The organism is Parafrankia sp. Ea1.12 (assembly GCF_900465275.1).
Classification (GTDB): Bacteria; Actinomycetota; Actinomycetes; order Frankiales; family Frankiaceae; genus Parafrankia; species Parafrankia soli.
In genome coordinates this window covers 29,539-42,845 of sequence record NZ_UBIZ01000429.1, presented here as the reverse complement: position 1 = coordinate 42,845, position 13,307 = coordinate 29,539, and the positions used below count along the sequence as shown (strand labels likewise).

Sequence of the window (13,307 nt, the reverse complement as noted above, 5' to 3'; positions counted from 1 at the left end):
CGCTGTGCTCGCAGAGTGATCCGTCATGCCGCCCGGCGACCCGGGGCGTCCGCCGGCTCCGTAGGCTGGCCGTCGTGGCCTGGACCGGCAACCTGCGCGCGCTGCTCGGCGGTCGCGCGTTCCGGCAGCTCTACGCGTGCCGCCTGACGTCACAGGCCGCCGACGGCGTGTTCCAGGCGAGCCTCGTCAGCTATGTGCTGTTCTCCCCGGAGCGCGCGACGTCCGCCGGGGCACTGGCCGCGTCTCTCGCCGTGGTCGTGCTGCCGTTCAGCGTCATCGGGCCGTTCGCCGGCATCGTGCTGGACCGGGTCTCCCGCCAGCGGGTACTCGTTGTCTCCTCTGTGGTCCGCACGCTGCTGATGATCGTGCTCGTCGGCCTGATCCTCGGCGGGCGTACCGGCGCCGACTTCTACGCGACGGCGCTGGCCTCGGTGAGCGTGAACAGGTTCGTCCTGGCAGCGCTGTCCGCAGGCCTCCCGATGGTCGTCAACGTCGACCGGCTCGTGACGGCCAACGCCCTGTCGGTCACCTCCGGAACTGTCGCCACCCTGGTCGGGGCCGGTGTCGGCAGCGGGCTGCGCGGCCTCACCGACGGCGATGACCGGGCCGTCGCGCTGGTGGCGGGCCTGGCGGCCCTCGCCTACATCGTCGCCGCCGTCACCGCGGCACGCCCCGCCCGCCTCGCCTTCGGCCCGGTCGAGACGATGCCCTGGCAGGGTGCCTGGTCGCAGGCCCGGCACGTTGTCGCCGACATGGTGGACGGCGTCCGCTACCTGTGGAACCACGGCCCCGCCCGGCGCGCGCTCGCCGCGCTGACGACGTCCCGCGCCGCCTACGGGCTGGTGCTCGTCATGACGGTACTGCTGTACCGCAACCACTTCACCGGGCCCGGCGGGGGGCTGGCCGGGCTCGCGGCGGTGGTCGCGGCGAGCGGCGCGGGGACGATCCTCGCCGCCGTCGTCACCCCCCGGGTGACCCGGCGGATGCCGAAGGCCACCTGGATCGCGATCGTCCTCGGCGCGGGCGGAGTCGTCGAGGTGGTCCTGGGGCTGCCGTACCTCTCCCCGCTGTACGTCGCCGCCGGGTTGCTCCTCGGTTTCTCCGCGCAGGCGAGCAAGATCTGCGTCGACACGATCGTGCAGGAGGAGACCCACGACGCCTACCGGGGGCGGGCGTTCTCCCTCTACGACCTGCTGTTCAACGTGGCCTTCGTGGCCGCGGTCGCCGCGGTGGTAGTTCCGGAGGACGGGAGGTCCTCGCCGACCATCATCGCCGCAGGCATCGGCTACAGCCTGGCGGGCCTCCTCTACTACCGGGCCGCCATGCGCCACCCCGAGGACCGGGTGATCCGCGGCGTCGGCGAATCCCGCGCCGACACACCCGTCTCCTCCGACGCCCCCGGCCCGACCTTGGGCCCGAGCCCGGGGCCGACCTCGGGCCCAGGCCGACCTGCGGGCCCGGTCTCAGCCACCGGGCCGGGCCCGGCCCGGTGACGCCGAAGCGAGCCCCGGGCTGGCACGAACCCCGGGCTGGCGTCAGGCGTCGGGGGCCTCGTCCGGGGTGGGAGTTTCGCCGGGGATGACGATGTCGTTCTCCCGGGCCCAGCGGAACAGCTCGGCCTCGGCGGCCTCGCGGCCCAGGAGACCGCGCTCGAAGCGGACGTCGAGCATGTACGCCCGGGCCTGCCCGACCAGCCGCGACGGCGGCAGGCCCAGCAGGGCCATGATGTCGTCGCCGGACAGCTCCGGCCGGATCGCCGCGATCTCCTCGTGGGCGGCGAGGTCGGCGATCCGCTCCTCGAGCGACCGGTAGGCGCGGGCCAGGTTCTCCGCCTTGCGCCGGTTGCGGGTCGTGCAGTCCGAGCGGACGAGCTTGTGCAGCCGGGAGAGCTGCGGCCCGGCGTCGTGGACGTAGCGACGGACGGCGGCGTCCGTCCACTCGCCGGACCCGTACCCGTGGAAGCGCAGATGCAGGTAGACCAGCGAGGAGATGGCGTCGACGACGTCCTTCGGGAACCGCAGGGCCACCAGGCGGCGGCGTGTCATGTCCCGCCCCACGACCTCGTGGTGGTGGAAGGAAACCCCACCGCCGGCGATGTGCCGGCGGGTGCGCGGCTTGCCGATGTCGTGCAGCAGCGCGGCCCAGCGCAGGATCTCGTCGGGGCCGTCGTCCTCCAGCGCCATCGCCTGGCGCAGCACGGTCATCGTGTGCGCGTAGACGTCCTTGTGCTGGTGGTGCTCGTCGATCTCCATCCGCATGGCGCCCAGCTCGGGGAGCACCAGGTCGGCGACGCCGACCTCGACGAGCCGCTCCAGGCCGGCGACCGGGTCGCGGCTCGCGATCAGCTTGCGCAGCTCGTCGCGCACCCGCTCCGGGGAGACGATCGAGATGCGGGACGCCCGGGAGCGCATGGCCGCGACCAGCTCGGGAACCGGGGTCAGGCCCAGGGCCGCCTCAAACCGGGCGGCCCGCAGGATGCGCAGCGGGTCGTCGTCGAAGGACGCCTCCGGGGGGCCGGGGGTGCGCAGCACGCCGCGGGCCAGGTCGGCCATCCCGCCGAAGAGGTCGACGAAGTCGTGCCCGGGGACGGAGACCGCCATCGCGTTCACGGTGAAGTCGCGGCGGACGAGGTCCTCCTGCAGGCCTTCACCGTAGGTGACGGCGGGGTTGCGGGACGTCCGGTCGTACGACTCGCTGCGGTAGGTCGTGACCTCGAAGCGCACCCCGCGGCGGGCCAGGCCGACGGTGCCGAACGCGATGCCCGCGTCCCAGGTCGCCTCGGCCCAGCCCCGGGTGATCTCCAGGACGCGCTCGGGGCGGGCGTCCGTGGTGAAGTCGAGGTCCGGCGCGCCCCCGCCCGTGCCACCGGTCGCGTTCGTGTCGCTCGGGTCACCCGCCCGGCCGAGCAGCGCGTCGCGGACGGAGCCGCCGACCAGATGGAGGGTATGCCCGTGGTCGGCGAAGATCCGACCAAGCTCGTCGGCGGGCGCGGGCACGCGGAGCAGGTCGCTCACCACCTGCTCCGCCGAGTCCCGGGGATTGTCAAGACTGATCACAGCCACCTGTTCAGATTACGGGCGCGCGGACCGTTGCTGGTGGCCGTGCCTATCTGGCAGGCGTCCGGCCACCCTCGACGCGGGACCATCGTCGTATGGTCCCCCGCACGACGGACGAAAGTACCCACTCGGGCCTCTGCTGCGATTTTCCCGGACGAGCGGGACACACAACGGGGCTGTTTCGGCTGGTGCTCGTACGATCAGTCCATGCCCTCCCCGCCCAGGACGCCCGGCCGCAGGCCGTTGCGCAGGGTGGAGGAGACCTCGGCCGGGGGCCTCGTGCTCGACACCGCGTCGGCCGCCGCGAACGCGGCGCTGATCGCCCGCAGGGACAAGCGTGGCCGGCTGTTGTGGTCGCTGCCGAAGGGTCATGTCGAGCGCGATGAGACCACGGAGGAGGCCGCCGTCCGAGAGGTCGCAGAGGAGACCGGTGTGACCGGAGCGGTTCTGGGCCCGCTGGGCACGATCGACTTCTGGTTCGTCGCCGGCGAGGCGCGCGTGCACAAGACCGTTCACCACTTCCTCCTGCTCCGGACGTCGGGCGACCTCTCCGACGACGACATCGAGGTCGCGGAGGTCGCGTGGGTCCCGCTGTCCGAGGTGGCGCGACGGCTCGCGTACGCCGACGAACGACGGCTGCTCGACGGGGTGCCGACGATCCTCGCCGACGCCTCGTGACCGGCCGTAACCCGCTCCGCCGGCACCGGCTGGCGGCCGCGGCGCTGCTCGGGACCGTCGCGTTGGTCTGGCCCGGGGCCGAGGTGGGCCTGGCGGCGGCTCCGCCCGACGGCGCACGAGCGCCCGTCACCACGAGCACCACGAGCACGAGCACCACGTTCGATTCGCACAATCCACAGGCTTCATCCACAGTTTCCACAGGACTGTCCACAGAGTTGTCCACAGGATCGGCCTCATCTGTGGGAATCTCGCCGGACAGCGCGGCGATCATCCAGCCGATAACCCGGACGAACCCCAGCACAAGCGGCACTTCGGGTGCTCAACAGACCACACCAAGCACCGGTGGGACCACGAACGGGACCACGGGCCTTCCCATCGAGGTCCGCCTCACCAGCTTCGTCACCCCGAGCGCCGCCGTCCCCCAGCTCCGGGTGACCGGCACGGTCGACGTGGGCGGGACGGTGCTGCCGACCGACCTCGGTGTCGTCCTCGAGGTGGGCGGCCCGCTGCGGTCCCGGGGCGAGCTCGCCCAGCTGACCAGCGGCGGCCCGCCCCCCCAGATCCGTTACTCACTGCTCGGCAGCGGGCCACTGACCATCAGCCCCACCGCGACGACCCCCGGCCAGTTCGCGGCACAGGCGGACGTCACCCCGATGTTCCGCTCGTCGGCCGTGAGCGTGCGGCCGGTGCGGATCAGCGTCGTCGGCCGGATCAGCGGGCGGGCCCGGGCCACGGTGGCGTCGACGACGACGTTCATGGTCGTCTCGCCCCCGCAGGCGGCGACGCGGACGGCGGTCGTCACCGTCCTGCCCATCTCCAGCAAGCCCCGGCTGCGCTCGGACGGCCTGCTCACCGACAACACCCTGGCGGACGAGATCCGGGACGGCGGCCGGCTCGACGCGCTGCTCGACCCGTTCGAGTCCGCCCTTCCCGGAGCACCGCCGCCCCAGGTCACGCTCGCGGTCGACCCCACGCTGGTGCAGGCGCTGGGGCGCATGGAGAAGCCGTACAAGTACGCCTCACCCGGCGGGGAAAGGGACGCCCCCGCGGACATCGACGCGGGCGCCTTCCTCGACCGGATCAAGGATTTCGCGCGGCGGGGCGGCAAGGTCATCGCCCTGCCCTACGGGGACGCCGACCTGCCGGCCCTCGTCCGCGCCGACCAGCTCGACGCGCTGCAGTACTCGGTGAACACCGGCCAGGTCGTCATCGCCGGGCTGCTGGGCCTCGAGACCCCGAGGAGCGGCACGATCGCCTACCCCGCCGGGGGCATCGCCGACCCGCGCACCGTCGACGTGCTCAGCGCCAACGGCGCCGGCACGGTGATCGTCGACGACCGGCTGCTGCCCGCGGCGCAGTCCGTCCGGTACACCCCGTCCGCGGCGGTCACCCTGCCGACGTCCAGCGGCCAGGTGCGCGTGCTGGCGGCGGACCACCGGCTGGCCGAGGCGGTCGCCGGCTACGACGGCCGGGAGCTCCCGGAGCAGGCCCTCGCCCGGTTCCGCGCCGAGCTGGCGATGATCACTGCCGAGCAGTCGAGCGAGCGGGCCGCGGTGCTGGCCCTCCCGCGCGACTTCGCACCTCCCTCCGGCTGGCTCAACGTGATCCTCCGTGACCTCGACAGTGCCTATTCGAGGCCGGTCGGCATCGAGGAGCCGTCCCCCGACGCCACCAGGCAGCGCGCCGGCCTGACCTACAACGCCGACGCGCAGAGCCGGGAGCTCCCGGTCGACTACGTCAAAGGGGTCGGGCAGATCCGCGGCGAGGTGGCCGTCCTGAGCGCCGCCTTCTGCCCGCCGACCACCATGACCGAGCTGCTCTGGCTGGACTGCCGGATAAACAGGATCGACCCGATGAGCAACACGCTGATCGCGGCACTGTCGGCGTGGTGGCGAACCGACCGCCTCGGTGGGTTCTCCCTGGCTCAGCAGGCGGACGGGCAGGTCGGTGACTACCGGTCGAAGATCCGGGTCGTCGCGTCCCGGATCGTGAACCTCACCAGCAGCCGCGGGCGCGTCCCGGTGACGCTGGAGAACGGTGCCGACTGGAATGTCACGGTGGTCCTGAAGCTCTCGTCCACCGACCGGGGGCGGCTCGTGTCGGCCACCGAGGTCACCAGGGTGCTCGAACCGCTCCAGAAGGACCAGTTCGAGATCGAGGTGGACGCGGAGAGCGCCGGCACCTTCCCGGTGGACATCCGGCTCGAGACCGTCGACGGGCAGGCCCTGGGCCCGGACGCCGCCGCCCGGGTGCTGGTGCGCTCGACGGTCTACGGGGCCATCGCCACGGCGATCACGATCGGCGCGATCGGCGTGCTGATGCTGGCCGTGCTGATCCGCCTGCTACGCAAGCTCCGCGCGCGCTCCGGCGGCGGATCGGCGGCGGCCGCGGCGCCGCCCGACGGCTCCGGCCCGCCGGCCGGCGCCGGTCTCCTCGGCCCGGCCGGGGCGAACGGGGCCTCGGGCGCCGGCGATCCCGACCACCCCGGCACGGGCGCCGGGCCGTTCGATCCCCCCGGGACCGCCGGCCCCGGCTGGCCGGAGCGGCCCGTCGACGATCCCGCGCCGGCCGGCCTCGGGCACGATCCCTACTTCGACGGACTGCCCGCGCCCGCCGCGTACCGGGAGCCCACCGGCTCGCCGTACGGCCCGTCCACCGGTGGCCCCGGCGACAGGACGGCCGAGCCGTGGTCCGGGCGTCCCGCGGCCCCGGCCGGATCCGCGTCCCAGCCGCGGCGACGGGACGGCCGGTGACCCCGCCGGACGAGTCGCGATGGCCGCCTGACGACGACCACCACGGCACCCGGGACGGCCAGGGCACTCCCCGGTATCCGGACGACCGGTATCCGAACGACCGGTATCCGGACGAGCGTTATCCAGACGACCGGTACCCGGACAGGCGGTATCCCGACGAGCGGTACGCCGACGGCGGCTACGCGGGCGGCCAGGACGGGGGCCGGTACGCGGGCGGAAGCTACCCGGACGACAGCTACGTCCACGACCAGCGCCGGGACGGCGGCTACGACAACGGCTACCCCGGCGGGTACCCGGAGGACCGGCACGACGGCAGACGTCCAGAGGAGCGGTACGAGGGCGGCACGCGGCCGGACGGGCGGTACGACGGCGGTGGGTACCCGGCGAACCCGGAGAGCCGATACGGGGACGGCGGGTACGACGACCGCCCGTACCGGGACAGCCCGTACCCGGACGACCGGTACGCGGACGCCGGTGAGCCGCATCGGCCGGGTTCGCCGTTTCCTCATGCCGATGAGCACCCGGCCCGCTACCGTCCGAACGTGAACCGGCCCGCTCAGGACCCGCCGGCGCCGTGGGGCGATCAGGAACCGCCGTCGGACCGGCCCCCCGGGCCGCCACCGTACGAGCCTGCTCGCCACGAGTGGGACCCGCGGGACGGCGGCCCCCGGCACGACCGGTCCCGCGCCCGGTACGACGATCCGCCGTACGACCAACCTCAGTACGACGGACCTCGGCACGACGAACCTCCGTACGGGGATCGTCGGTACGACGGGCGCGACGAGGCTCGGTACGACGACTCCCGCCACGGCGAACCTCGGTACGACGACTCGCGGTACGGAACGCCCGGGCAGCCGCCGACCTACGAGGAGCGTCCGGACCACAGCGGCGAGCCACCGGTCTGGTACGCGGACGGGTCACATGCCACGGCCCGGGTACCCACCGGCTCCGCCTACCCGGACACCCCGCCGCCGGTGCCCGGCCGGCGGCGCTCCGATCCCGACGATCCCTATGACGCCGCGCCGCACCCGACCGGGCCGCGCCGCGCCGATCCGAACGCGGGCATGTCGCCCCAGTCTTACCAGGAGGGCGGCGCGGAGATCGGCAGGCGTCCCGCCGGCGGACGTCCGCCGGCAGGTGAGCAGACCCGCCGGCTGCCGAGCGCGCCCGCGGTGCCGCCGCCGTCCGAGGGCGGGCCGGCGATGTGGTCGTCGCGTTCCCGCACGCCGGCCCCCGGCGCGGCGCCGAGGGCCGGCGCCGGTCCGGCGCGCCGGACCCGGCCGCCGGTCGAGCCGCTCGACGGGCCACACGTGGAGCCACTGGTCGAGCCGCTCGACGAGATGGCCGCCGACGATCGCACCAGCCGGCTCGCACCGCCCGTGACGCCGCCACCGGCGTCCACCCGGCGCCCCGCGGCCGAGGGGGCCCGGCCAGCCGGACGCAGGCCGGCCGCGGGCAAACAGGGCACAGGCAGACCCGCCACAGGCAAGCAGGCCGCGGGCAAACAGGCCGCGGGCAAGCAGGGCACAGGCGCCGCGCGGGGCGCCGCCACGGCGAAGCGGGGCGGGCTCGGCCGCGCCAGCGGGACAATGGCGATCGGCACCATCGCCTCGCGGGCCTCGGGCTTCCTGCGCACGGTCGCGATCGCCGCGGCGATCGGCACCGGGGCCGTCGGCCAGGCCTACACCGTCGCCAACACGACCCCGAACATCCTCTACGACCTGCTGCTCGGCGGGATCCTGACCAGCGTCATCGTGCCGGTGCTGGTGCAGGCGTCCAAGGAGGACCCGGACGGGGGCGACAGCTTCGCCTCGTCCCTGATCACGCTGATGGCGCTCGGTCTGGGCGCGGCGGTACTGGTGGGGATGTTCGCCGCGCCCCAGATCATCGGCCTCTACCTGAACACCGGGCCGGCGCAGCGCGCGCTGGGCGCGGACCTGCTGCGCTGGTTCATGCCGCAGATCCTCTTCTACGGCGTCGGCGCGACGCTCGGGGCGATCCTCAACACCCGCCAGTCCTTCGCCGCGCCCATGTTCGCGCCGGTGCTGAACAACCTGGTGGTGATCGCCACCTGCGTGGTGTTCATCTTCCTGCCCGGGCCGCGCCCACCGACCCTGGGCGGCATCACCGACGCCCAGACGATCGTGCTCGCGGGCGGCACGACGCTCGGCGTGGTCGTGATGACCATCGCGCTGCTGCCCTCGGTGCGCGCCGTGGGGTTCCGGTACCGGCCACGGCTCGACCTGCGCCACCCCGGGCTGCGCACGGCGTCCCGGCTGGCCGGCTGGACGCTGCTCTACGTCCTGATCAGCCAGGTCGGCTTCCTGATGATCTCCAGGCTCTCGACGTCGACCACCGCGTACTCGATCTACAGCTACGCCTACCAGATCTTCCAGCTGCCGTACGCGATCATCGGTGTCTCGGTGATCACCGCCCTGCTCCCCAGGATGAGCGGCCACGCCGCCAACGAGCAGGCGGACCTGGTGCGCGAGGACCTCTCGACCGCGTCCCGGATGACGGTCACCGCGATCATCCCCTCAGCGCTGTTCCTGCTGGCGCTGGGACGCCCGATCGCCGTGACGGTCTTCAACCACGGGGCGGTCGACTACGACGACGCGATGGCGATCGGCGACACCCTCAGCGCCTTCGCGATCGCGCTCGTGCCGTTCTCCCTGTTCCAGGTGCAGCTGCGGGCCTTCTACGCCTACCGGGACAGCCGCACGCCCGCTCTGGTCAACATCGGCGTGGTCGCCACGAACATCCTGGCCGCGTTCGTGCTGTCGGAGGTGGTCGCCGAGAAGCACCGGGCGGCCGCGCTGGCGCTGGCCTTCTCGCTGGCCTACCTGATCGGCCTGGTCGCGACGACGGTCCTGTTGCGGCGCCGCCTGCTGGGCATCGACGGCAACCGCATCGCGCGGGTGACGACCCGGGTGAGCGTGACGGCCGGCGTGGGCGCGGTCCTCGCCAGCGTCATCGCGGAGGGCCTGCGCGACCTGCTCGGCAAGGGCTGGCTCGGCTCCGGGATCGCGGTGGTGCTGGCGCTGGTCGTCGGTGGCCTGGTCTTCGTCGTGATCTCCGTGCGCACCGGGATGCACGAGATGACGGCCCTGATGCGCATCGTCGGTGGCCGCCTCGGCGTCGGCCGCCGGACGAAGCCCGCCAGTGCTGGTGCCAGTGCCAGCACTGGCACCAGCACTGGCGCGGCCTCGGCGTCCTCGGCCCGGCCACCGCGATCGGCCGGCCGGGGAGACGGCGGGCGGGGCCGGCCCCCGGGTGGGCGTGGCGATCGCGGCGGTCGCGGCGGGCCCTCCGGTCGGCCAGGCGGGCCACCAGGTCGCCGCGGCGGGTCCTCGGGCCGGCGCGGCTGACGGGCCGGGGCCACCTCCCGACACGGCCTCACCCATGCGGGCCGATGGTCTCGATTCCGTCGCCCGGATTACCTGCCGGGATGGCACCAAGGTCCCACCGGCGCGGCGAGCGGCGCCCGGAGCCGACAGCGGAACCCCGTCCACACCCATGCCACCAGCAACACATCGACGCGACGTTAAGTAACGCCGGAAAATCATTCGGTAAAGTTTTGTCACACTCAAGCCCGGATACGCACAGAAAGTGATCCTCTGGAGGCGTCAATCAGGTTTGGGGGTGAAGATCGGTGCGTTACCACTGATTCCGCGCGATCGCATGCCGGGTCCATGGCGTGTCCATAGGCGGATGGTTCGCCCCGGTGTGCCAAGCTGGCTTGTCCGGAGACATCCGCGAGATGCCAGGGCCGGACTCGTACACTGAACACGCTGTGCGCGGGCCCCGCCCAACGTCGCCGGTGAACCAGGCGCAGCACCCAGCTCGTCGCGTTGGTCACACGATGCGTTCCGATGCGACGGAGGGTGTCCGGGATGTTCGTTCGCAGTGGCGGAACGCTGGGCGGATCCCCTGCCCGGGTGAGGTGGGGCAACCCGCCGTCGGGTCGGCCGGCGGGTATGCGGACGACGGAGGCGCTGTGGTCGACGGAAGCAACCGACCGCAGGGCGCGGACGTCGATAACGACGTGACCACCGACTCGCCGGGCGAGCGCCCGGCCAGCACGGCCGTGCTGGCCGAATCCGTTCTCGACCGCCGCTACCGCCTCCTGGCGCCGCTGAACACCCGCGGCCCGGTGACCCTGTGGCGGGGTGACGACAACACGCTCGCCCGGCCGGTGGCCGTCCGGATCGTCGAGCACGTCGACCCTGACGCCGCGGCGGAGATCGATCCGGCTGTCCGGGAGGACGCGGCCCGCGCCCTGCTGAAGGCGGCGATCAACTCCGGGCGGCTGGTCCACCCGGGCGCCGCGTCGACCTACGACGCCACGACCACGACCACCGGCACGGCACGTGTCTCCTATGTCGTCTCGGAGTGGGTGGAGGGGCGCACCCTGCGCCAGCTCGCCACCAACGGGCCACTGCGCCCCGAACAGGCCGGGGCCATCGTCCTGGCGGCGGCGCGCGTCCTCGCCGCCGCGCACGACCGCGGCATCCACCACGGCGGGCTCAACCCCGGCGATGTGATCGTCTCCGGCCACGGCACCGTGAAGGTCGTCGACCTGGAGATCGGCGGCGTCCTCGCGGGGCTGGACGGCGCGGCGACGGGCGCGGAGCCCACCATCGGCTCCGACCCGGAGAAGGACGACGCACCCCCCTCGGCCGAGCTGGCGGACGTCCGGGCCCTCGGCGGGCTGCTGTACGCCGGGCTGACCGGCACCTGGCCGCTGCTCGGCGAGCACGCGCTGCCAGCCGCCCCGACGAGCGACGGCCGGCTGCGGACCCCCCGGCAGATCAACTCGGCCGTCCCGCGCGACCTCGACGCGATCACCCTGGCGACCCTCGGCGACGAGCGGGCCGGCGCGCCGATCACGACCGCCGCCGAGCTGGTCTCGGAGCTCGAGGCGGTCAGCCCGGTCGACCAGGTCCTCGACACCGGCCTGATGAGTCTCGGTGACGACGGCCCCGCGAGCACCGAGGCGATGTCGGTCGACGGCTACAACCCGGCCACGGACGACTACCCCGCCCCCTCCGACTACCCGGGTCAGGGCTACGCCGGCGGGAACAGCTCCGGCGGCAACGGCTACGGCGGCCGCGACGACTACGACCGCCGCGGCTACGACCAGACCTCCTACCTGGGCCGCGACGCCTACGACCAGACCTCCTACAACGACCGCGGCTACGGCGGCCGGGGCGGTTACGACGACCGCGACCGCGGCTACCCGTCGCAGCGCGAGGCGCCCGAGCAGCGCCGGTACGACGACGACCGCTACCCGCCCGCCGGCGGCGGCCACCGCCAAGGTGGCGGGTCGGGCGGCGGCACCGTCCGCCGCGTCCTGCCGTGGGTGGCCCTGCTGGTGGTCGTCGCCCTCGTCGCCGTGGTGGCCGTGATCGCCCTGCGCCCGAAGGACGACGGCGGCGACAGCCCGGGCGGGGACACCGGCCCTTCCTCGATGGCCGTGGTGCCCTCCGGCAACCGGATCCCCTTCGGTTCGGTCACCTCGTTCGACCCGCCCCCGGGCGGTGACGGGGCGGAGAAGCCGGACCTCGTCTCACTCGCCACCGACGAGAACCCGGGCACTCAGTGGACGACCGACGGATACGCGAGCCCGCAGTTCGGCGGTCTGAAGAAGGGCGTGGGACTGCGCTTCGACTTCAACCAGCCGATAACCCCGAGCGAAGTTGTCGTCACCGTCGGAAGAGAAGGCCCGATCACCTTTGAGCTGCGGGCCGGCGACTCACTCTCGGACAACATCGACGGCTACTCGGTCATCGGTGTGCCGCAGCAGAACAAGACGGGCGAGGTCCGCATCAGCATGCCGTCCGAGCAGCCGACTCATCGGTACTGGGTGTTGTGGTTGACCGAGCTTCCGTCCACGAAGGGATCGATCGCGGAGATCGAGTTCCGGGGCTGACCGGACGGAATCATGTGCGGCGGGTCGAGATCGATGCGCGCCGGGCCCCGGCGGCGACTGCCGGTCCAGAGAACCCGGTGAACCCTCCCGCGGCGGCCGGGGCCAGATCCTCCGGCCGGGCTCCCGAGGCCGACCTCGCGGCGCTGCGCCGGCACGTGGCGGGTGACCCGGCGGCGTTCGGCGAGCTGTTCCGCGCGCACGCCGACCGGCTGTGGTCGGTGGCGTTCGCGCTGCTGCAGGACACCGAGGAGGCGGCGGACGCCGTCCAGGAGGCGATGCTCTCCGCGCACCGGCGGGCCGCCGACTTCCGGGGTGAGGCGGCTGTCGGCACCTGGCTGCACCGGATCGTCACCAACGCCGCCCTCGACCGGCTGCGCCGCCGCGCCGTGCGCCCGACGGTGCCGATGCCCTCGGCCCCCGACGGCGCCCCCTACGAGCCGGCCGACGCCCGGGACGCCATCGCCGAGCACGACACCCGGATGGACGTCGGCGCCGCGCTCGGCATGCTTCCGGTCACACTGCGCACCCCGGTCGTCCTCGTGGACGTCGAGGGCCGCTCGGTCGCCGAGGTGGCCGAACTGCTGGACATACCGGTCGGGACGGTCAAGAGCCGCTGCGCGCGCGGCCGGGCGCGGCTCGCCGTCCTGCTCGGGCACCTTGCCCCCGAACGGGCTCGGCGGCCCGTCGCCGGGAACCAGCCGGCCTCGCCTTCCGTCTGTGATGAGGGACGGTACGACACATCGGCCGGCGGTCCCGACGAACCGGTCGACCGACTGGTCGACGACCGGCCGGTCGAGCAGGCGGGGTCCGACCGCGCGGATGCGGACGGCACCGACCCCACCGGCACGACCACTCGTGGCGCCGCCGCCGAACCCGCCGAGATGCCGG

Annotated in this window: 6 protein-coding genes and 1 pseudogene; 6 read left to right on the top strand and 1 reads right to left on the bottom strand. The window is 73.5% G+C overall.

The window, feature by feature from the left end; all coding sequences use genetic code 11:
- The first annotated feature begins 74 nt into the window (after positions 1-74).
- Positions 75-1,493: an MFS transporter gene (locus FMEAI12_RS25085; protein ID WP_112108077.1), complete on the top strand. Its 1,419-nt coding sequence runs from the start codon at positions 75-77 to the stop codon at positions 1,491-1,493.
- A 42-nt stretch (positions 1,494-1,535) separates the two neighbouring features.
- Here the strand turns inward: FMEAI12_RS25085 and FMEAI12_RS25080 are convergent, their stop codons facing one another.
- Positions 1,536-3,056, bottom strand: coding sequence for a CCA tRNA nucleotidyltransferase (locus FMEAI12_RS25080; protein ID WP_112108076.1), 1,521 nt, complete (start codon positions 3,054-3,056; stop codon positions 1,536-1,538).
- A gap of 207 nt (positions 3,057-3,263) precedes the next feature.
- On the opposite strand from FMEAI12_RS25080, the gene FMEAI12_RS25075 reads away from it, so the two are divergent.
- The 5 genes and pseudogenes from FMEAI12_RS25075 to sigM all read left to right on the top strand — a co-directional run.
- Positions 3,264-3,734 carry an NUDIX hydrolase gene (locus FMEAI12_RS25075; protein ID WP_207974595.1) on the top strand — a complete coding sequence of 157 codons (471 nt, stop codon included), beginning with the start codon at positions 3,264-3,266 and terminating at the stop codon, positions 3,732-3,734.
- 239 nt (positions 3,735-3,973) lie between these two features.
- Positions 3,974-6,487, top strand: a complete 2,514-nt coding sequence (locus FMEAI12_RS25070; RefSeq protein WP_112108074.1) for a DUF6049 family protein — start codon at positions 3,974-3,976, stop codon at positions 6,485-6,487.
- Positions 6,421-9,855, top strand: coding sequence for a murein biosynthesis integral membrane protein MurJ (gene murJ, locus FMEAI12_RS38640; RefSeq protein WP_235014462.1), 3,435 nt, complete (start codon positions 6,421-6,423; stop codon positions 9,853-9,855). The genes FMEAI12_RS25070 and murJ overlap by 67 nt, the downstream gene beginning before the upstream one ends.
- 629 nt (positions 9,856-10,484) lie before the next feature.
- The gene (locus FMEAI12_RS25060) at positions 10,485-12,419 is read left to right on the top strand and encodes a protein kinase family protein (protein ID WP_112108073.1); all 1,935 of its coding nucleotides are present in this window, start codon (positions 10,485-10,487) and stop codon (positions 12,417-12,419) included.
- A 77-nt stretch (positions 12,420-12,496) separates the two neighbouring features.
- A pseudogene (sigM, locus tag FMEAI12_RS25055) lies at positions 12,497-13,156 on the top strand (RNA polymerase sigma factor SigM); the annotation flags it as partial.
- Positions 13,157-13,307: the final 151 nt, after the last annotated feature.